This is a genomic window from Clostridium tanneri (assembly GCF_033659955.1).
Taxonomy (GTDB): Bacteria; Bacillota; Clostridia; order Clostridiales; family Clostridiaceae; genus Clostridium_AM; species Clostridium_AM tanneri.
This window is the reverse complement of sequence record NZ_JARUJP010000001.1, coordinates 203,097-225,529: the sequence shown is the minus strand read 5'-3', so window position 1 is coordinate 225,529 and position 22,433 is coordinate 203,097. Positions and strand designations below refer to the sequence as shown.

At 32.6% G+C, this 22,433-nt stretch carries 17 protein-coding genes; 15 read left to right on the top strand and 2 right to left on the bottom strand.

Annotated elements, in window-relative coordinates; translation table 11 throughout:
- Window positions 1–55: 55 nt before the first annotated feature.
- The 13 genes from P8V03_RS01070 (at window position 56) to P8V03_RS01010 (ending at window position 16,609) form a co-directional block, all read left to right on the top strand.
- Window positions 56–1,408 carry an APC family permease gene (locus tag P8V03_RS01070; RefSeq protein ID WP_318796432.1) on the top strand — a complete coding sequence of 451 codons (1,353 nt, stop codon included), beginning with the start codon at window positions 56–58 and terminating at the stop codon, window positions 1,406–1,408.
- 346 nt (window positions 1,409–1,754) lie between these two features.
- Window positions 1,755–2,825, top strand: coding sequence for a tRNA 2-selenouridine(34) synthase MnmH (gene mnmH / locus P8V03_RS01065; RefSeq protein WP_318796431.1), 1,071 nt, complete (start codon window positions 1,755–1,757; stop codon window positions 2,823–2,825).
- A gap of 134 nt (window positions 2,826–2,959) precedes the next feature.
- Window positions 2,960–3,334, top strand: a complete 375-nt coding sequence (locus P8V03_RS01060; protein WP_318796430.1) for a hypothetical protein — start codon at window positions 2,960–2,962, stop codon at window positions 3,332–3,334.
- Window positions 3,335–3,689: 355 nt separating this feature from the next.
- Complete coding sequence (locus P8V03_RS01055) at window positions 3,690–5,645, top strand: DNA gyrase/topoisomerase IV subunit B (RefSeq protein WP_318796429.1); 1,956 nt, start codon at window positions 3,690–3,692, stop codon at window positions 5,643–5,645.
- Between the two features lie 17 nt (window positions 5,646–5,662).
- On the top strand, window positions 5,663–8,542 hold the full coding sequence (locus tag P8V03_RS01050) for a DNA topoisomerase IV subunit A (RefSeq protein WP_318796428.1): 2,880 nt from the start codon (window positions 5,663–5,665) through the stop codon (window positions 8,540–8,542).
- 258 nt (window positions 8,543–8,800) lie between these two features.
- Window positions 8,801–9,505 (top strand): MIP/aquaporin family protein, encoded by a 705-nt coding sequence (locus P8V03_RS01045; RefSeq protein ID WP_318796427.1) that lies wholly within the window; start codon window positions 8,801–8,803, stop codon window positions 9,503–9,505.
- A gap of 114 nt (window positions 9,506–9,619) precedes the next feature.
- Window positions 9,620–10,183 (top strand): glycerol-3-phosphate responsive antiterminator, encoded by a 564-nt coding sequence (locus P8V03_RS01040; RefSeq protein ID WP_261670875.1) that lies wholly within the window; start codon window positions 9,620–9,622, stop codon window positions 10,181–10,183.
- 152 nt (window positions 10,184–10,335) lie between these two features.
- Window positions 10,336–11,826, top strand: a complete 1,491-nt coding sequence (gene glpK, locus P8V03_RS01035) for a glycerol kinase GlpK (protein WP_261670874.1) — start codon at window positions 10,336–10,338, stop codon at window positions 11,824–11,826.
- A gap of 145 nt (window positions 11,827–11,971) precedes the next feature.
- Window positions 11,972–12,148, top strand: coding sequence for a DUF4083 family protein (locus P8V03_RS01030; protein WP_318796426.1), 177 nt, complete (start codon window positions 11,972–11,974; stop codon window positions 12,146–12,148).
- A 20-nt stretch (window positions 12,149–12,168) separates the two neighbouring features.
- Complete coding sequence (locus P8V03_RS01025) at window positions 12,169–12,744, top strand: DJ-1 family glyoxalase III (protein WP_318796425.1); 576 nt, start codon at window positions 12,169–12,171, stop codon at window positions 12,742–12,744.
- Window positions 12,745–12,968: 224 nt separating this feature from the next.
- Window positions 12,969–14,807, top strand: coding sequence for an APC family permease (locus tag P8V03_RS01020; RefSeq protein WP_318796424.1), 1,839 nt, complete (start codon window positions 12,969–12,971; stop codon window positions 14,805–14,807).
- 197 nt (window positions 14,808–15,004) lie between these two features.
- Window positions 15,005–16,252: a M16 family metallopeptidase gene (locus P8V03_RS01015; RefSeq protein WP_318796423.1), complete on the top strand. Its 1,248-nt coding sequence runs from the start codon at window positions 15,005–15,007 to the stop codon at window positions 16,250–16,252.
- 141 nt (window positions 16,253–16,393) lie between these two features.
- Entirely contained in the window at window positions 16,394–16,609 is a 216-nt protein-coding gene (locus P8V03_RS01010; RefSeq protein ID WP_261670869.1) for a heavy-metal-associated domain-containing protein, read from the top strand.
- Between the two features lie 73 nt (window positions 16,610–16,682).
- Here the strand turns inward: P8V03_RS01010 and P8V03_RS01005 are convergent, their stop codons facing one another.
- On the bottom strand, window positions 16,683–17,432 hold the full coding sequence (locus tag P8V03_RS01005) for a SagB/ThcOx family dehydrogenase (RefSeq protein ID WP_318796422.1): 750 nt from the start codon (window positions 17,430–17,432) through the stop codon (window positions 16,683–16,685).
- Between the two features lie 168 nt (window positions 17,433–17,600).
- On the opposite strand from P8V03_RS01005, the gene recJ reads away from it, so the two are divergent.
- A complete protein-coding gene (recJ, locus tag P8V03_RS01000) occupies window positions 17,601–19,379 on the top strand; it encodes a single-stranded-DNA-specific exonuclease RecJ (RefSeq protein WP_318796421.1) in 1,779 nt (592 codons plus the stop codon).
- Between the two features lie 68 nt (window positions 19,380–19,447).
- Here the strand turns inward: recJ and P8V03_RS00995 are convergent, their stop codons facing one another.
- Window positions 19,448–20,071, bottom strand: coding sequence for a GntR family transcriptional regulator (locus tag P8V03_RS00995; protein WP_318796420.1), 624 nt, complete (start codon window positions 20,069–20,071; stop codon window positions 19,448–19,450).
- 292 nt (window positions 20,072–20,363) lie between these two features.
- On the opposite strand from P8V03_RS00995, the gene P8V03_RS00990 reads away from it, so the two are divergent.
- Window positions 20,364–22,418: an ATP-binding protein gene (locus P8V03_RS00990; protein ID WP_318796419.1), complete on the top strand. Its 2,055-nt coding sequence runs from the start codon at window positions 20,364–20,366 to the stop codon at window positions 22,416–22,418.
- Window positions 22,419–22,433 lie beyond the last annotated feature (15 nt).

The window sequence follows — 22,433 nt, the reverse complement described above, 5'->3', positions numbered from 1 at the left end:
ATAGTGAAAACACAAATAAAACAAATAAAAAAATATAAACAAGGGGGAGACTACAATGGAAAAATCAAAAGAAAACACAACTGCTCTAAAAAGGGATATCAATATGATGCAAGCTACATTGCTTGTAGTTGGTATAGTTATAGGTAGTGGAGTTTTTTTCAAGCCATCAGCAGTTTTTAAGAATGCAGGAGCGCCAGGTCTTGGAATACTTGCTTGGGTAGTTGGATGTATAATAACTGTAACAGGGGCACTTACTATCGCAGAAATAGGCTCAGCTATACCAAAGGCCGGTGGACTATTTGCTTATTTAAAGGACCTATATGGAGAAAAATGGGCGTTTTTACTTGGATGGATGCAAACTGTTATTTATTATCCAGGAATGAGTGCTGCATTAGCAGTAGTTTTTGCAACACAATGCACAAGTTTTATTGATATATCACCAACAGGACAAAAAATTGTTGCAGTAGGGATAATTGCCTTTTTAACTGCTGTAAACCTTATTTCAGCAAAATTTAGTGCTAAATTTGCATCTTTATTTACAATAGGAAAACTAGTACCAATAGGTGTCATTATTATTGCTGGTCTTGCAATGGGAAAGGTTCATGACTTTACTCCACTTACAACATCAGCTAGTACTGGAGCAGGATTTGGAGCTGCATTACTTGGAGTTTTATTCGCTTACGAGGGATGGATTGCTGTAGCGAATATGGCAGGAGAAATGAAAAACCCTGCTAAAGACTTACCTAAAGCAATAATACTTGGATTAACGATTATTACTATAGCATATCTAGGTGTTAACCTAGCTATAATAAACACAATGCCAGTAGAACAAGTTGCTGCATCACAAAAAGCAGCTACAGATGCTTCTGTTATATTATTTGGACCAATAGGTGCAAAACTTATTGCAGCTGGGATTTTAATATCTATTACTGGATGCTTAAGTGCATTTATAATGACTGGTGGAAGAATGCCTTATGCTATGGCTGCAGATAATTTATTTGTATTTAAAGGTTTCTTTGGCAAGTTAAGTGAAAAGTCAGCTACACCTGCAAATGCAGTTATATTCCAAAGTGTACTTGCGGCTGCATATGCTTTATCTGGTTCTTTCGAAGCTTTAACTAACTTGGCTACTTTTGCTATGTGGTTATTCTTTATTCTTGGTATAGCTGGAGTATTTGTATTAAGAAAAAAATTCAAACATTTAATAACAGAAAACTCATATAAGGTTCCACTATATCCAATAGTTCCTTTAATAGGTTTAGTTGGAGCGTTATATGTTGTTATAAGTACTTTATTAACAGGAACAATGAATGCATTGTTTGGAATAGGACTTACTTTAATAGGATTGCCTATTTATGCACATATTAAGAAATCTCAAGTTAACGAAAAAATCTCATTAGATGCCTAAATATAGATTTGTTACTAGCCAAAAAATACTTTCTAGAAATAGAAAGTATTTTTTGCAATTATCTTACTAACTGGCCGAGTAAAAAAAGCATGATTTTATTCACCATAATTTTGTTCATAGATTTAGATTTTTTTACAATAAATAAAATTTGCATAATAAATATATTACTAATATAATAGTTATAGACTTTAATTTACCTTCATAAACACCTTTCAGCAGAGGAGGGTGTTTTTTGATGTGTTATAGTTGCTGTAGGGTGAATAAGTTTTAGATAATAAATAATTAGATTACGTATTAGTTATAAGTAAATGTTTATATATAAAAAATAGAATGGTAGGTAAATAGTATGCTTTTAATGAAAACTATAGAGTATTCTCAAATTGATGAAGATAAGAATGATGGTAATTGTGTTTTAATTGATGTAAGAAGCCCAGAAGAATTTACGAATTCCACTATACCTGGAGCAATTAATATACCTCTCTTTGATGATGAAGAGAGAAAGAGTATAGGCACTACTTATGTGCAGGAAAGTGTTGAAAAGGCTAAAAAAATGGGAGTAGAGGCAGTTGCAAAGAAGCTGCCTGCAATATATGAAAAAATAAATGAACTTCACAAGAAATATAAATCATTAGTATTCTTTTGTGCAAGAGGTGGTATGAGAAGTGGATCTATAGTTTCTCTTTTAACTGCATTAGGGTTAAGGGTTTATAAGTTAGAGGGTGGATATAAGGGATATAGATCCTATATAAACAAGAAGTTGCCAGAGGTAATGGAAGAGATAAGGTTTGTAGTAATTCATGGTAATACAGGTATGGGAAAAACTAAGATGTTAAAAACCTTATCAGAACAAGGGTATGATACCTTAGATTTAGAAGGTTGCGCAAATCACAGAGGTTCTCTCTTAGGTAGTGTAGGACTTGGAGAACAGTATAGCCAAAAACAGTTTGAAAGTCTTGTTTATGAAAGCCTAAAGAAAAGAAAAAGTAACTTAGTCTTTGTGGAAGGTGAAAGTAAAAGAATAGGCAAAATAATTATGGCTGATTTCATTTTTTCAAAGATGGTAGAGGGAAAGCATATAAGGGTAACCGGTGATATAGACTTTAGAGTAAAAAACATCACAGAGGATTACGTTGAAAGTGGTAATTCTGAGCTTATAGAAGCTCTAAATAAGCTCAGAAGATATATTAGTGACAAAAATATTGATAAGTATATAAGTGAAGTAGAAGCTTTTAACTATGATTGGGTAATTAAGGAGTTAATGGTGAAATATTATGATCCAATGTATGAAAATAATAAATATGATTGGGATTTAACTTTAGAGGTTCAAAGTATAGAGGAAGCTTGCAGTAAGATAATCCAGTGGAGCAGAGAGCTTATTGACTTAAGTGTTAAGGAAGCTGCACTTACTGTGGAATAATTGATACCTGTCTACTTTTCAATGATATATTAAAATTTTGCAAAGGCAAGACATAAAGGTAGTCCCTCTTATATAAACTCTGCATATAAAGATAGTAACAAGGTATTTGCAGTAATATATAAGGAGGGAGAATTATGACTTATATAGTTATTCAATATGTTTTTGTTGTTCTTTTAGTTGTTGGAGTTGGATATCTTTTATACCTTTTAAAGGAAAAGGGGCATAAGTTTAATGAAGATTATTTCGGCATAACCCACAGCATATTGAACTCCCTGGGACAGGAAGAAAGAACACCAGATAACGTAAAAAGCATATTAAGATTAGTTTCAAAAGCTGTAACCTATGTGGAAGATAACTATAAAAATGAGGATAATGCCATAAAAGAAGATAAGGCTCTACAGCTTGCAAAGGAAGCAATGACAGAGTTGAATTTTAGAAGAGTCATTGATGATGACAATATAAGATGTATTATAAGGATAGCTGCAGCATTGTTAACAAAAAAGGAATAGGATGGCCACAGAAATGCTAACAAGATATATCTAGGAAAAAAGTTTATCATCTAAAAAACCAAGCTAAACTCATATTTATAAGGGGTTTAGCTTTATTTTATTTTAATAATTATTTAGCTTATAAATTTGAAAACTAGCTGATTCTACTGTATAATCAATGAAAGTCTGGAAAGTACCAATTTTAATTTATGAGAACATTTGTTTTTGATTTTTTTTTCTGTTATAATAGTGACAAAATGGATAAATTAAATATTATTTAACAAACTGAAATTAAGTTTAAAATCTTTCATATAAAAACTTAATAATGTTTATATAATTATTTAAATGACTAATCTAAAAAGTTTGGAGGACGGTTATGGAACAAAGAGAAGAACAAGTGCAGGTTTATGATGTCACAGCCTTAACTTCCTTAGAAAAATTAGAGCCTGTCCGAATAAGACCAGGGATGTACATAGGTTCTACAGGAAGCAAAGGTCTTCATCACTGCATATGGGAGATATTGGATAACGCTATTGATGAAATATCCAATGGCTTTGGAGATAAGGCAACAATTATATTAAACAAGGATAAAAGTGTAACTGTTATAGATAATGGCAGAGGAATACCCACTGGAATACACCCTACAAAGAAAAAGTCTGGTGTAGAAATGGTTTTTACAGAGCTTCACACCGGAGGAAAATTTAATAATGATATTTATAAAACCTCTGGAGGACTTCACGGAGTTGGAGCAGCAGTAGTTAATGCTCTTTCAAAGTGGCTGGAGGTTGAGGTAAAGCAAAATGGCAAAATTCATAGACAGAGATTTGAGTATGCTTATGATAAAACTGTCAAAAGAGAAATGCCGGGAACACCGATAACTACCCTTAAAGTAGTAGGAGAAACAGAAGAAACTGGCACAAAGATAACCTTTATGCCAGATAAAGAGGTTTTCGGAGCTTCAGAATTTAAGTTTGAAGTAATAGATGAAAGACTTCAAGAGCTGGCTTTCCAAAATAAAGGTATAAGGCTAAAGCTTATTGATACTAGAAAAGATGAAACAGTGGAGAAGGAGTATCATTCAGAAAGAGGGCTTTTAGATTTTATAGACTATTTAAACGAAAGTAAAACTGTTCTTCACAGTCCACCGATACTCTTTGAAGGTGAAAGAGAAGTAAATGGTTTAAATATGTATGGAGAGGTCTGTATTCAGTTTACCGACTCTACTACAGAATATATAGCTAGTTATGTAAATAATATTCCTACCACAGAATCAGGGACTCACGAAAGCGGATTTAAAACTGGTATGACTAGAGCTTTTAAGGAATGGGCTAAAAAGCTCAATCTAGTTAAGGAAAAAGATAAGGAATTTGAAGGCGATGACTTAAGAGAAGGTATGACAGCCATAGTCAGAATTAAGATAAGCAATCCTATATTTGAAGGTCAAACGAAAACAAAGCTTGGAAATACAGAAGCCTATACCATGATGAATGATTTGGCTTATACTAAATTTTCAGAGTGGATAGAGGATAGTAAGGATACCGCAGCAAGTATAATAAATAACGCAGTGGAAGCAGCAGCAAGACGGGAGAAGATAAAAAAGATAAATGAAGCAGAGAAAAAGAAAATAGGAAAAGGTACTGCACCACTTGCAGGAAAAATAGCAGTATGTACCTTGAAAGATCCTTCTGTATGTGAATTTATTGTAGTTGAGGGAGATTCAGCGGGGGGGTCTGCAAAACAGGCTAGAGATAGAAGGTTCCAGACAATTATGCCTTCTAAAGGTAAGATTATGAATACAGAAAAGCAAAAGCTGGAGAACGTACTTGGCAGTGAAGAACTTAAGATATTCAATACAGCTATAGGTACAGGAGTATTGGATAACTATGATGAAAGTGATTTGAAGTATGATAAGATAATTATAATGTCAGATGCGGATGTAGACGGGTACCACATTAGAACATTATGGATGACATATATATACAGGTATATGAGACCATTGATTGCAAATGGGCATCTTTATTTAGCTCAACCACCACTATACAAAGTGTATAAACAGGCAAAGGGTAAAGAAATACTAAAATATGCTTACAGTGATGATGAGTTAGAAAAGGCAATGAAAGAAGTAGGAAAAGGTGCATTACTTCAAAGATACAAAGGCCTTGGGGAAATGAATGCAGAGCAGCTTTGGGAAACTACATTAAATCCTGAGACAAGAACTCTACATCAAATAACCATAGAAGATGCAGCAAAGGCAGAAAAAATGGTGTCATTGCTTATGGGAGATGTGGTAGCACCAAGAAAAAGTTATATGTATAAATACGCAGAGTTTTAAAGGGAGGAATTAGTATAATGGCGAAAAAGCAGACAGTAATTCCACGTGATAATAATATAGTAAAAGTTTCTATTGAAGAAGCTATGCCAGAGAACTATCTTCCTTATGCAGTTGAAGTAGCTAAAGACAGAGCACTTCCAGATGTAAGGGATGGATTAAAGCCAGTACATAGGAGAATAGTATATGGTTCCTATATGCTTAAGGCTTTTCCAGATAAACCTTACTACAAGTCAGCAAGAATAGTAGGGGACATATTAGGTAAATATCATCCACATGGAGATACATCAGTATATGATGCCATGGTTATATTAGCTCAAGATTTCAATACAAGAAAACCATTGATAGATGGACAAGGAAACTTTGGAAGTATGGATGGAGATAGTGCTGCGGCAATGCGTTACACTGAAGCGAGACTTACACCTATTGCAATGGAAATGATAAGGGACATAGAAAAAGGAGTAGTTAATATGGTAGATAACTACTCTAACTCAGAAAAAGAACCTGAGGTTTTGCCAGCAAGGTATCCTAACCTTCTTGTAAATGGAGCCTTTGGTATAGCGGTAGGACTTGCCACCAATATACCACCCCATAATTTAGGTGAAGTAATAGATGCAACTATTGCAGCAATTGATAACCCAGAGCTAAACACCAAGGAACTAATGGAGTACGTAAAGGGACCAGACCTTCCTACAGGGGGGATTTTAATAGGAAAGAATTCTTTAATTTCTGCCTACGAAACAGGAGAAGGAAGGGTTACTTTAAGAGCAAAAACTTTAATAGAGAAACTAGAAAACGGAAGAGTTGGAATAGTTATAACAGAGTTTCCTTTTAGAAGAAGCAAGGCAAAGCTTCTTCAAATTATTTCAGAAATGACTGCAGATAAAAAACACTCAAAAGCATTGGAAGCTATTTCTGATATTAGAGACGAATCGGATAGAACTGGAATTAGAGCAGTAATAGAGTTTAAGAAATCTGCTGATGAGGAAACTGCTGATAAGGTTCTTAAATACCTATTTAAGAGAACGGATTTACAGTGTAATATTTCCTTTAATATGGTTGCAATAGCGGAAGGAAAACCTCAGACCTTGGGGTTAAAGTCAATACTACAGCACTACATAAATCACCAAAAGATAGTTGTTACAAAAAGATCCGAAAGAGAATTGCAGATAGCTGAAAAAAGATTTCATGTAATTGAAGGATTCATAAAAGCCATAGGAATAATGGATGAGATTATAGAAACTATAAGGGCTTCAAAATCTAAAAAAGATGCAGCTAACAACCTGATGGAAAAATTCAGCTTTACTGAAGTTCAAGCAGAGGCAATATTAGAGCTTATGCTTTATAGGCTTACAGGACTTGAAATTGTAGCCTTTGAAAAGGAATATAAAGAACTAGAGAAGGAAATAAGAAGACTTAACAAAATACTAGGAAGTGAAAAAGAACTTCTAAAGGTTATAAAAAAAGAGCTGCTGGAAGTAAAAGAAAAATATGCTGATAGTAGAAAAACAGCTATAGTTGAAAATGATGAAGAAGCGAAGATTGATATAGAAGAGCTTATAGTAGAAGAGGATATAGTAGTAACTATGTCTAATGAGGGTTTTATTAAAAGAATTCCACTGAAGACATATAACCGTTCTAATGTGGAAGTGGAGGACATAGAATATAGAGAAGGGGATTATAATAAACTCCTTATAAATTCAAATACTAAGGATATTTTAATGTTCTTTACCGATAAAGGAAATATGTATCAGCTTAAAGGGGTAAATATTCCTGAATTTAAGTGGAAGGAAAAGGGAGAAAGGTTAGACTCCTTAATAAGAGGTTTGGATTTAACCCAGGAGAGAATTATAGCAGTTCATCCTATTTCTAGCTTTTCAGATGAGAAAGATTTTATGTTCTTTACCAGCACTGGGGTTATGAAAAAGACGAGTATAGATAAATTTATAACAAACTATACAAAAATTATGGCCCTTAAGCTTAAAGCAGAGGAAAACTTAATAGATGTTAGGTTATTTGATAAAAATAGGGATGAAAGATTTATAAATGTAATCACTGAAAAGGGATTGTATTTTACTGTAGAAGAGCCAAAAATTGAGTCTGTAGACAGAAATATAATAGGTACTCAGCTATTTGCCTTACCTTCAAAAGATAGAGTAGTTAAGATAGAATTTGTTGCTGAAGCTCTTCATAGAAGCTTTAGTATATCTATAGATAAGTTAGGTGTAATTAAGGTTTCTGAAAGGCAGCAATCTGGCAGAGTAATTAGCACTTTAACCAACACAGCAAGTAGAATTTTAATTTTTTCTAAGGACGGTATGGTATACTCAATACCAGCAGTGATGCTTCAAAATTTAGATAAAAAAGGTATAAGTATAAACGAGCTTTGGGAGGATATAGACAGAAAGAACATAATAAATATGCTTTCAGTAGATAACTTTAATGAAGCCTCAAGTATTTACTTTTTTACAAGTAAGGGTATGGTAAAGAAAACAGCCTTAAGTGAATTTGACGGAGACTACTTAAAAACTTTATGCTATAAATTTAAAAGTGATAAAGATACTTTAATAGGTATTAAGTATGTTAAGAATGGCGAGGAAGAGGTTGTTTTAATAACTAAAAAGGCTATGGCTATAAGATTTTCGGGAGAGAGCGTAAGTTATATGGGTAAAATTGCATCAGGGGTAACTGGTATAAGCCTTAAGGATGACGATGAAGTAATTTACGCTGATATACTTCAGAATGAAAAGGATAAAGATAGGGTATTTATGCTAAAGTCAGAAAAAGGTAGTGAAGGAAAGATAAGTATTAAGGAACTTAAGATTCAGAATAGAGCAGGAAGAGGAAAAAGCTTAATGCTTGTAGTTATGGATGATGTAATAACCGAAATAAAGTTATAATATTAATATGAAATTGTTAAAAAGTTAACCAAATTTTCAGATAAAAAACTGTTGCAAATTGTAGAACAGGTAATTATAATTAAACTATAATGTTAATATTGAGGCAGAGAATTAGAGAGCCGCATTTAAAAGGGTATGTTAGTGTACTTTTTTAAGTGTGGCCTTTTGTGCTAGTACAAGCCTTAAAAATTGGTCTTAATGTAATCGATTACCAATATTTTCATTAAAAATTAAATATATATTTTGGGAGGGAATGTTATGTCAAGTTTAATGGCGGAGTTCATTGGAACAATGATCCTGATACTTTTAGGAGATGGAGTTGTAGCAAACGTCTTACTTAAGAAAAGTAAGGGAGAAAATAGCGGATGGATAGTTATAACAACTGGCTGGGCTTTAGCGGTAATGATACCAGCGTTCATATTTGGAAGTGTAAGTGGTGCACACTTTAACCCAGCACTTACAATAGCTTTAGCGGCTATAGGTAAATTCTCATGGGCTCAAGTTCCTGGCTATATAATAGCACAAATGTTAGGAGCAATTGTTGGAGGAGCTTTAGTATGGTTAACTTATCTTCCTCATTGGAAGGAAACAGAGGACAAGGGTGCAAAGCTTGGAATATTCTGCACAGGTCCTGCTATTAGAAGCTATGGAGCTAACTTTTTAACAGAAGTAATTGCAACAGCGTTATTAGTATTCGCTATATTAGGAATAGGTACACAAAAACCAGCTGAGGGACTATCAACTTTTGTTGTAGGTGGATTAATTTGGGCATTAGGTTTATCCCTAGGAGGACCAACAGGATATGCATTAAACCCAGCTAGAGATTTAGGTCCAAGAATAGCTCATGCTATATTACCAATAGCAGGAAAAGGAGATTCTGATTGGGCATACTCTTGGGTTCCAATTTTAGGACCAGTTGTAGGAGGCGTTTTAGCAGCACTAGCATTTGTAGCAGTGTTTTAGTAAACAAATTACCTAAAATTATTACATCAGCATCATACCCTTGCAAGAAGATTCAAAAGTGATAAAATTATAGGATATACTAAAGATAGAATATAATTAAAAGGGGTGCTGAATATGAATATGTTAAGAGAAATGTTGATGGAAAATCCCATCATAGCAGCTATAAGAGATAACAAAGAGTTAGAAAAGGTTTTTAAAAGTAAAGCAAGTATAGTTTTTGTACTATACGGTGACATTTTAACTATTCCAAAGATATGTCAACGTCTTAAGGAAAATAAAAAAACTGTATTTATTCATGTGGATCTTATCGAGGGGCTAAGAGGAGATTCTGCAGGAATCAAATATGTGAAGGAATATGTCAAGCCGGATGGAATAATAAGTACTAAAACTTCAAATATCAAATATGGCAATGCACTAGGAATGTACACTATACAAAGAATTTTTGTTATAGATTCACTTTCTTTAAAAACAGGGATAAAAAACATTCTAGATATAAAGCCTAATGCAGTAGAAGTAATGCCTGGGGTTGCAAGTAAAATAATAAGCTTTTTAAATAAGGAAGTTAGGACTGATATTATAGCAGGCGGCCTTATTAAAAATAAGAAGGATGTTATGGATTCCCTTGCAGCAGGAGCTATTGCTATATCTACTACTGAACAGGAGTTATGGGAATTATAAGTATTTTAAATTGTTTTAAAAATAGTAACTGAGTATTATTGCTATAAAAGGTTTAGGTGTTGATTTCTTCTTTATTAAGTTTTGTATAGGGATTATTAGAAATCAACACTGATAAAATAAGTGAAAACGTTATTAATATTGGAGGGTGTAAAATGGCAAAATATATTATGGCATTAGACCAAGGAACAACTAGTTCAAGATGTATCTTATTTAATGAAAGAGGTTTAGTTGTTAGTTCAGCACAAAAAGAGTTTAAGCAAATATATCCAGAAGCTGGATGGGTAGAACATGATCCAATGGAAATATGGGCAACTCAGTTCAGCGTGGCAACAGAAGCATTATTTAAAGCTAATATAAGTGCTGAGGATATTTCAGCCATAGGTATTACAAACCAAAGGGAAACTACAGTAGTTTGGGACAGAAGAACAGGCCTACCAGTTTATAATGCAATAGTATGGCAGTGTAGAAGAACAGCAGGCATTTGTGATGAGTTAAGGGAAAAAGGTATAGATAAAGTTATTAAAGATAAAACTGGTTTGATTTTGGATGCATATTTTTCAGCTACTAAAGTAAAATGGATACTTGATAATGTACCAGGAGCAAGAAGAGAAGCTGAAAAAGGAAATCTTGTATTTGGTAACGTAGATACATGGCTTATTTGGAACCTAACAAAAGGAAAAGTTCATGTGACAGACTATACAAATGCATCAAGAACAATGCTATTCAATATACATGAATTAAAGTGGGATAAGGAACTATTAGAGATTTTTGATATACCAGAATCAATGCTTCCAGAAGTAAAACCTTCAAGCTGCGTTTATGGAGAGACTGATCATGCATTATTCAACACATCAATTCCAATAGCAGGAGATGCAGGAGATCAACAAGCTGCATTATTCGGACAAACTTGCTTTAAACCAGGAACAGCTAAAAATACTTATGGTACAGGATGTTTCCTTCTTATGAACACAGGAGAAAAAGCAGTTGAGTCTAAGAATGGACTTTTAACAACCATAGCTGTTGGTATAGATGGAAAAGTTGAATATGCCCTTGAAGGAAGTATATTTATTGGAGGAGCTTCTATTCAATGGTTAAGAGATGAGCTTAGAATGATAAAATCAGCATCTGAGACAGAAAAATACTGTACAGCTGTAGAAGATACAAATGGAGTTTATATGGTTCCAGCCTTCGTTGGAATAGGTGCACCATACTGGGATCAGTATGCTAGAGGAACTATTGTTGGTTTAACTAGAGGAACTAAAAAGGAGCATTTTATAAGGGCTACGGTAGAATCATTAGCATATCAGACTTATGATGTATTAAAGGCTATGCAGGAGGATTCGGGAATAGAACTTAAGGCATTAAAGGTAGATGGAGGAGCATCAGCAAACAACTTCTTAATGCAGTTCCAATCTGATGTATTAGGAGTACAGGTAGATAGACCAGAGGTTATTGAAACTACTGCATTAGGTGCAGCTTATCTTGCTGGTATTGCTGTAGGATACTGGAAGGATAGAGATGAGGTAGCTAAGAACTGGGCTATATCTAAGAATTTTGAGTCAAATATGGCTGATGAAAGAAGAGAAGAATTATTAAAAGGATGGCATGAAGCTGTTAAGAGATCTATGGGATGGGCTAAATAATAGTCTGTGATGTGGACGTAACTTAGGGGGATACCTTAAGTTACGTCCTTTTTGTTTTTAGGTTTAACAAGAGTTTTGTAATTAATTAACTATTTTATGATATGCTTAGTATATATTAAATAACATAGTGAATGGAGGTTTCAGCATGGAAATTAATTTCAGCCAGTTTATCGTCACAATTGTTAACTTTGCTATACTAATTGGTATAATATTTATTATAGTAAAAGTAGTTAAGTCTATAGTAAATATTTCTAATTCTGTAGCTAATATAGAAAAAAAGCTAAATAGCATATTACAATTGCTAGAAAAGGAAAAAATATAACTTAAAAAGGAGAGATCTACATGAAAAAGGCAATAGTTTTACTAGCAAAGGGTTTTGAGGAAGTGGAAGCTCTTACGGTAGTAGATGTTTTAAGAAGAGGAGGAGTACACTGCATTACCTGTTCAATAAATGAGGATGCTGAAGTTCTAGGTTCCCACAGCATACATGTAAAAGCTAATAGCCTATTAGAAAAGGTTGATTTCCACAAATATGATGTATTAGTTATTCCAGGAGGTATGCCTGGAGCTGCTAATCTTAGAGATAGTGAAAAGGTAACTGAGCTTGTTAAGAAGTTTAATAGTGATAATAAAATCATAGCTGCAATATGTGCAGGACCAATAGTTCTAGGTAGAGCAGGAGTATTAACTGGCAAGAAAGTTACATCTTATCCTGGCTACGAAGGAGAACTAGGAGATATAAGATATTGTGAAGAGATTGTAGTTCAAGATGGCAACATTATAACTAGTAGAGGACCTGCAACTGCTATGGATTTTTCCTTTAAAATATTAGAGAACTTAACAGATAAAGAAACTGTAGAACAGCTTAAAGAAGCTATGCTCATAACTTTTGTGCAGAACAAGCTAATAAATGAATAATAGAAAACATTAATTGTAAAGTTTTGAAAATGCTGATAATAGATCTATAGCTAGAAACTTTGATTAAGATTTATAAAGAACAAACCTATACCTTTAATTGGAGATAACTGACTTAAAACAAGCTAAAAACATAAAAAATAGGATTATGAAATAAATTTAGGATGGTATATAATCATTCCATACCTTAAAAGTTTATAAAAAATTAATATTTAGAGGTGTGGAAAATGGAATTTAAATTAGGAAGACTACTCATAGGCAGAACCTTAAAAACGGAAGAATTGAAGGATGAAAAGTTCAATAAGTTTTGGGGGCTGCCTATTTTATCTAGTGATGCTATATCTTCAGTAGCTTATGCAGGAGAGGAAATCTTGTGGGTACTTGTACCTATTATAGGGCTAATGTCATATAGATATATGTTCTATGCTGCTCTATGTATAGTATTTCTTATGTTTATGTTAGTATTTTCTTATAGACAAACTATAGACAGTTATCCAAATGGTGGAGGGGCTTATATAGTTGCTAAAGAAAATCTGGGAACAGTGCCAGGGCTGGTTGCTGGCGGAGCACTTACTATTGACTATATATTAACCGTTGCGGTAAGTACCAGTGCAGGAACGGCAGCAATAACATCTACTTTTCCGGCATTATTAACCCATAAGATCTCCATAACCTTAGGACTTATATTGCTTATGACCATAGGAAACCTTAGAGGAATAAGAGAATCTTCAAAAATCTTTGGTATTCCTACCTACTTTTTTATGATTTCGGTACTAGCTATGATAGTTACAGGGGTTGTTAAAGTATTTGTATTTGGCTATACTCCTCAAACCTTATATGAAGTTCCTAAGGTGACAGGGGATATAACAATTATACTATTTCTTAAAGCATTTGCTTCCGGGTGTACTGCTTTAACAGGTATAGAAGCTGTAAGTAACGGTATACCAAGCTTTAAAGAGCCAGCACAGAAAAATGCAAAAATAGTTTTAGGCTTACTTGCATCTATTGTTTTAATGATATTTGGCGGATTATCTTATTTAGCTACCTTATATCACGCAGTTCCAAATTCAGAGGTTACAGTTATTGCTCAAATAGCTGCTCAGGTATTTGGTACAGGTTTTATGTTCTATGTAATCCAGGCAACTACTGCAATAATATTAATAATGGCAGCAAACACTGCCTTTGCAGGACTTCCATTACTTTTAGCTCTTATGGCTAAAGATGGCTTTGTACCAAGACAGTTTACAAAAAGAGGTAAGAGACTAGGATTTTCTAATGGTATTATAGTTTTAGCAGTTTTAGCATCTATCCTAGTAATACTATTTAGAGGAGATACGCACCTTCTTATGCCTCTATATGCTGTAGGTGTATTTGTATCCTTTACCTTATCTCAAACTGGAATGTTTACTAAGTGGGTTACAGAAAAGAAAAAGGGCTGGAGACATAAGGCCTTTGTAAATGGGCTAGGGGCATTGGTGACTTTTATCACTGTAATAATAATTGGAGTAACAAAGTTCTTTCATGGAGCATGGATTGTGTGTATATTAATACCTATATTTGTGACTACAATGTTAAGGATTAGGGCTCACTACATCCATGTTGCTGAACAGTTAAGGCTTACTGTTTATGAAAGACCAAAGGCAGTAGATTTAGCGGAACAAAAAAGATATGTTATAGTTCCTATAGATACTTTAAATAAGTCTTTTTTAAAGGCATTAAACTATGCCAGAACTATGTCAGAAAATATAATTGTCTTCCACGTATCTGTAGATGAAGAGTGTACAGAAAAACTTCTTAAAAAGTGGGAGGAATATGGAGTAGGTATCCCTATAGTTGTTAAAAAGTCTCCATATAGAAATATAGTTGGACCTTTAGTTAAGTTTATAGAGTCTGAAGAATATGCAGCAGGACCGATGGATACAATAACCGTTGTAATGCCGCAGTTTGTAGTTACAAAGTGGTGGGGAAATATACTTCATAATCAAACAGCACTACTGGTTAAAACCATGCTGCTTAGAAGGAGAAATATTGCCATGGTTACTATACCTTATATAATAGAAGAATAAGGTTTTACTAAAAAGTAAACAAATATGTAACAGTGACGACACAAATATGTAACAATTATCATTTATAATAATAAGTGACCTAGGTAAGCAGCTTAGGAAAAACAATATAATGAGTCCCCTTGTTATATAGAGAAGATAAGCACTGGTATAGATACTGGTGCTTATTTTATTTTTGATTTAGAGAGGTGGAAATGAATTTGAATAAATACACATTAGATAATGGAGTGAAATTAATTTATGAACATCGTCCAGCAGGTATAACATCCTTTTGTATAGGTTTTAATGGTGGAGCTATAGAGGAGACTGATGAATTTCCATTAGGAACTGCTCATGCTGTAGAGCATATGGTATCAAAAGGAACAAAAACAAGAAGTGAAAAAGAAATAAATAACCTATGCGACAAAATATTTGGCTTTGAGAATGCTATGACCAACTTTCCCTATGTTATATATTATGGAACTTCCCTATCAGAGGATTTTAAAGCAGGTTTTGAACTTTATTCAGATATAGTTTTAAATCCTGCTTTTAGAAAAGATGGTTTTAAAGAAGAGATGAACATTATATTAGAAGAACTTAAGGAGTGGAAGGATGACATATATCAGCATTGTGAAGACAGCCTTCTTTATAATGCCTTCAGTAATAAGAGAATAAAAAATTTGATAATAGGAACTGAAGAAAGTGTGAAGTCTATTACCTTAAAGCATATAAAAGATTTTTATCAAAAGTATTATGTTCCAGAAAATTGCGTTATAAGTGTATGTTCTTCTTTAAGCTGTGAGCAGATATTGTCAGTGGTAAAAGAATATTTTGGACAGTGGTTAGGAAAAAATGAGGTAATCTCTACAAATATAGATAAGAGTAAAAGTAACATAAAGATGGAAAGGAATATGGCAGGGATATTTGAAGAAAAATCAGGATCTATAGGAGGAGCTAAAATTCAGTACTTATTTAATATTGAAGAACTAGAAGAAAATGAATTAAAGGCTTTAACTTTGTTTAATGCTGCCTTCGGAGAGGGAACAAGCAGTGTACTTTTCGAGGAGATAAGAACAAAAAATGCTCTTGCCTACGATGTAGGGAGCTACATAAAAAACGAAAGAGGAATTAAAATTTTCACCATTAATCTAGGAACTTCAGAGGATAAAGTGCAAAAGGCCTTGGATATTATAGGTAATAAGATTGAAGAATTAAAAAAATTAAAGGGATATTTTAACGAAGAGAGAATAAAAGAATTAAGCAAAAATATCAAGCTTAAAAGACAGCTTAAACTGGAAAAGTCCATTCAGCTATGCAAAGAGCTTACTACCTATGAGCTTATGTATGGTAGAGCAGAAAGGATTTATGAGGAGGTTGATGGATTACAAAGTATTAGTGAGGAAAATATACTAGAGGTTATAAGAAAGGTATTAATAAATCCAACTATACAAATTATAACAAAAGGTTAAAGGGCTAGGTGATTATAATAGTTCCTTGGAACAGAGTTATAACAAAAATAATATTATAGTAATACATTGTAAATTGTTATAAAACCTGTAAAATTGGATAAAACTATTATTTAAAAATACAATAAAAAGGGGCGAATAAAAATGAAAAAGATATTAACTATTGAGGGAATGAGCTGTATGAAGTGCGTAAGACAGGTTCATGATGCATTGGTAGAGCTCCCTGGGGTAACCTCAGTAAACATAGATTTAAGAACAGAAACTGCATTTGTAGAAAGCAGAACCAGTATAGATGATAATAAAATTAAAGAGGCAGTGGATGACACTGGTTATGAAGTAACAGATATAGAGAAAATATAAATAGTAGTCTTTGGCAAATGGGGCATTTGCCCCAATTAATTCTGCATTTCAGCAGCCTATAATCTACACAGATTTACTTTACTTTTCCTACTGCAGCTAAATAGATAGTGAATTCATTGTTTCCATCTACACCAATTAGTCTATCCATTTGATCTTGGTCATAAGCAGCTATAGCACAGGTACCAGCATTTATGGACTCTGCTGCAAGGTAAATATTTTCGCACACATGACCAGCATCTATAGCAATAAGTTTAGCGGAAGCTACGCTATATCTCCACTCCATTCTGTAAGGAATAGTAGACCATATAAAAGTTACTGCACTGTTTGATACAAACTTTTGGTTTAAAACAGCAGAATTAAGCTTATCTGCAAGGTCAGTGTCAGAGTATAAAAATAGTAGCTTATGTTCTAAGGGTAAGTATCTATAAATTCCATTTTCCAAGCCTTCTACGTTTAATACTGCCAGATAAGTCTCAAAGGAATGTCTAGCACCAGCAGAAGGTACTGTTCTTAAAGTTGCATAACCTTTATTTACTATTTTCTTAACTCCCTGAGCGCTCCATAGAAGATAGGATAATTCTTCTATAGTTAAAGTATCTTCTGAAAAAACTCTTCTACTTTTTCTGAATTTTAAAGAATCCAAGATGCTCATAGAACCACACTCAAAGGCATCAGCAGAAACTAAGTCTATTAATTTAGGTGAGGCTGGACAGCTCTTTTGAACAGCTGGTTGAGGTAATTCCTTATCCTGGTCTGTTTCAATCTGTTTTAATTCTTCAAAGGCATCTGCTTTTAAAAAATTTTTTAAAGTTTCTTTACTCATAGGTACCATCCACCTTTCTATTTTATTATTTACTAGTAATACATATTATATTTGTATTATACCACTATAGTAATAAATTTCCATATTATAAATAAAAAGATGATTTATTTATTAATCAATATTATTATTAACATGGTATAATATTTACGGAAAGAGGTGATACATAAAATGGCTAGATGGATGTTAAAACAAAGAGCTGTTAACATAAAAAAGCTTTCTGAAGCTACTGGAATAAGTGAAACATTAGTAACTATATTAGCGAATAGAGATATAAAAACTGAAGAAGAAATAATCAAATTTATGAATCCCAGTATAGAAAACCTACAAAATCCCCTTCTCATGAAGGATATGGATAAAGGAACTGGTATAATAAAGGATGCTATAGAAGAGGGAAAAAAGATAGTTGTTTATGGAGATTATGATGCAGATGGCATAATTAGTACATATATTTTATACTCAGCACTTTTACGTTGTGGGGCAGAGGTAAAATATCATATACCGGATAGAATTATGGAGGGCTATGGAATAAATAGTGATAGTATAAAAACTTTAAAGGAAGAAGGATATGAAGTAATTATTACCTGTGATAATGGTATATCTGCCATAGAACAGGTTAAGTTTGCTAAAGAACTTGGAATGACAATAGTAATTACCGATCATCATGATATTCCTTTTATGGTTAAGGATAATGGTGAAAGGGAATTTACCATACCAGAAGCAGATGCAATAATAAATCCTAAGCAACAGGATTGTAAATATCCCTTTAAAATACTTTGCGGAGCTGGTGTAGCTTTTAAGTTTGTGCAAGTTTTATATGGCAAAATGGGAATAGATAAAAGGGAGGCCTATAAATTTATAGAGTATGCAGCTATAGGAACTATCTGTGATGTAGTTGATTTAATTGGAGAAAATAGAATTATTGCTAAAAGTGGACTTGGATTATTAAATTCTACTAGTAATATAGGAATAAAAGCACTTATAAAAGAAAATTCTTTAGAAAATAAAAATATAGTATCCTATCATATAGGTTTTGTTATAGGACCTTGTATAAATGCTACAGGAAGACTAGATAGTGCAGCCTTAGCCTTAAAATTACTATTATCGGAAGATGAAAAAGAGGCGCAGGATCTTGCAAAGAAGCTTCGTCAGTTAAATATAGAAAGACAAAATATGACGGTAGATAGCGTAAATCAAATCATCGATATGATAGAAAATTCTAATATGAAAGATGATAAAGTTTTAGTTGTATATAAGCCTGATGTTCATGAAAGTATAGCAGGTATAGTTGCAGGAAGGTTAAAAGAAAGATATAGTGTACCGGCCATAGTTCTTACACAAGGAGAAAAGACGCCTAAAGGTTCAGGAAGATCTATAGAGGAATATAATATGTTTGAAGAACTTATAAAGTGTAAAGATCTAATGGAGAAGTTCGGAGGACACCCTTTAGCGGCAGGATTATCTATAAAAGAGGAGAATATTGATAAGCTTAGAAAAACTTTAAACGATAACTGTACTCTTACAGAGGAAGATATAATACCTAAGATAAGAATAGATAAACGGATTCCATTAGAGCAGCTGTCTTTTAAGCTTATAGAAGATATAGAAAGATTAGAGCCCTTTGGAAAAGGAAATTCATCACCAATTTTTGCTGAAAAAGAGGTAACTGTATTTAGAATATACTTAATGGGAAAGGAAAAAAGTGTGTTAAAACTTTTTGTAAGACCAAAGGGCAGCATGGAAAAAATAGATGCAATATCCTTTGATGGAGCAGATAAGTTTAAGCAGCTCATAGAAGAGGTCTATGGAGAAGAAAAGCTTATAGAAATTATAAATGGAGCTTTTACAAATCTAAAAATGGACTTAATATTCTCACCATCTATCAATGAGTATAATGGTAATGTTAGCCTGCAGTTAATAGTAAAAGATTTTAGGTTATCAAGCAGTTAATGATTAATGAAAGCACTATAAATATCAGCTGATTTAATGATATCTATAGTGCTTTTATTAGTGTCTGCTTATTCCTTTAAAAATTTTTTAATTCTCTCATAGGTATTTTCGTCACCTATTACTATAAAAATATCACCGGCATTAAAGGTAGCATAGGGCCCAGGGGACAATATTAAGTTGTTATTACGTCTGATTCCTATTATTGTGCCACCGGTATTCTGCCAAAATTTAATTTCTGATATAGTTTTTCCAAGTAATCTTGAATTCTTATTTATTTCAAATTCAAAGGGAATAAAGGGATTGCTATTTTTAAAACGATTTGAATAATCTATAAGATTATTAATCAAAATCTCTAATTTGTTTTCCTTTTCCTGTTTTTCTGCAATTAAATCTGATATCTCCTTTTTTAAGGAGCTTATAGATTCTATATCTCTAAATTTATCTATAAATTTTAAAGAATTATCAATAGATTTTACTATAATTCCGCTACCTTTAGCAACTTCCACTATATTCATATCTGAAAGCAAAATTACTGCACGTCTAATGGTTTCAGGAGAAACATTATAGTATCCAGCAAGGGAAGACCTGCCATGAAGTTTTGTACCTATTTGAAAATCTCCAGAGATTATTTTGTTCGCTATATCAATCGCTATTTGCTGATAAACAGGTTTTATTATAGGTTCATGTGTCATTTAAAATACTCCTAACTAAATTGCAATCTATATTTATGCAAGTATTAACCAATAATTCTAAAATCATTTTAAGTTGTTAACTAAAAAAAATCAAGTTTTACTTAAAAAGTTATCACTTTATCGCATTGGAACTGATAACAATATTTATTGTTATGTAAAATTTGGAAAAATGCAAAAATGATGAGGTTTTTTGGTGTAAAAGGATATATTTATGATAAAATACATAATAGAAGGAATTTATTTATTAAGTATAGAATTAGTAAACTATTAAATTTTTGGGGGAAGGTTATTAATGCAAAAATGTACAATTGATGTATTGAAGAGTAGTGATTTAACAATAAAGATAGTAGAGTCTTTGCCATACTTTGTATACATAACAGATGAAGAAGGAAATATAATTTATATTAATAATAAAGGTAATATGACACTAGAGCAATTAAAAATTCCAGTTATAAAAAATGGATATGATTTTTTATATAATTACAATGGCTGTTTGGAGGATGATGTTAAGATTAATGAGCAGGACTTCCCTCTGTATAAATCCTTAAAAAATAAAGAGGAAGTTAAAAACTTAATAGTAAAGTTTAATATAAGTAGTGAGGACCTGTATTTTTCCATATCTAGCTTTCCTTTGCTTGAAGGAGAAAGGGTTATAGGAGCTGTTGTAACCTTAAGAGATGTAACGGAAGATTACCTGTACAAAATAAAAAATGAAAGACAAAAGTTTCTTGAGCTGTCTACAGAATTAAAAGCTAAATGTGACATAATAGAAATACTAAGAAGCAGAGAAAAAGAGCATCTTATGCATTTAAAAGATGTTATAAACAATATTTCAGAAGGAATAATGGTTTTTGATAAAAATAGAAGAATGAGTCTTTGTAATAAATCAGTATTTGATATATTAAATTTAAGAGCTATAGACATCGTTAATAAGAATAAAATCTTTGAAAAATATGAAGTAATACCGATAGAACAGGAAGAGACAGACTGTGCTAAAATACTAAAACACTATATTAAAAGCAAAAGTCCCATGAAGAATGCCATATTTAAGTTAATAGAAAGAACTACTTTGCAAACTAAATATATAGAAATAAATAGCGCTCCTATAATTAACAAAAATGATGAGCTTTTGCATACTATATTAACTATTAAGGATGTAACGGAAATTAAGCTTCATCAAATAAATGCAGAAGTGCAGGCAGAGTTTATTAGTGATGTAGTCAACACAGTAAGTGTTCCTATAGCCGTAGTGGACTATCCAAATACAACCTATAGGCTTACAAATAAAAAATATGAAGAAGTAATTGGAAAAAATCAAGTACTAGAAGAAGAGAATGAATACGGTAAACAAATTAAATATATAAATGAGGGGCTATATAAAATAATCAATAATGTGGGAGAAAATTATAAATCTTACACCGTAAGCCCTTATAGGGTGAAAAATCATAAAGGAGAGGAAAGATTCTATAAAATAAAATTTATACCATGTAAGAACAAGGACAACACTACAAGAATACATATTCATGGATCAGATATCACAGAAGAAGTGAATCACAACATAGAACTTGAAAAAATAACCAGATTAAAAGATGAATTTTTCACTATAATTTCTCATGAGTTAAGAACTCCGCTAACTATAATATATTCTTCTCTTCAATTGGCTTATGATATATATGGTAAAGAGATAACTCCTAACATGGATAAAACTTTATCAAGGATTAATCAAAATTGCAGCAGATTACTTAAGCTTATTAATAACATATTAGACATATCTAAAGCAGAAGCTGGCTTCTTGAGTTTAAGTACCACGGAATTTGACATAGTATACGTAAGTGAGGCAATAGTAAATTCAGCTAATTCTTATGCAACTAGTAAAGGAATAGAACTGATATTTGACACAAATGAAGAGGAGTGTAATGTAAAGCTTGATAGAGATAAGTATGAAAAGGTGCTTTTAAATCTATTATCAAATGCAATCAAATTTACTCCAGAAGGAAAGCAAATTATAGTATCTTTAGTAATAGAAGAGGAATACTTTTACCTCAATGTAAAGGATTATGGTGTTGGAATACCAGAAGATAAAACAGAGGCAATATTTGATAGATTTGCTCAAGTTGATAGTTCTCTATCAAGAAGGGCAGAGGGAACTGGTATAGGCTTGGCACTAGTAAAAAAGATTGTAGAACTAATGGATGGAGAAATAAAAGTAATAAGTGAAGTTGGAAAAGGAACAGAGTTTATAGTTAAAATTAAAAAGGTAGGTGCAGATAGCAGCAATATAAACAGTTATGCTATTCTATCTGAAAATATTGATAGGATAAATATAGAGTTTTCAGATATAAACTAGGACAAACATCTGTCG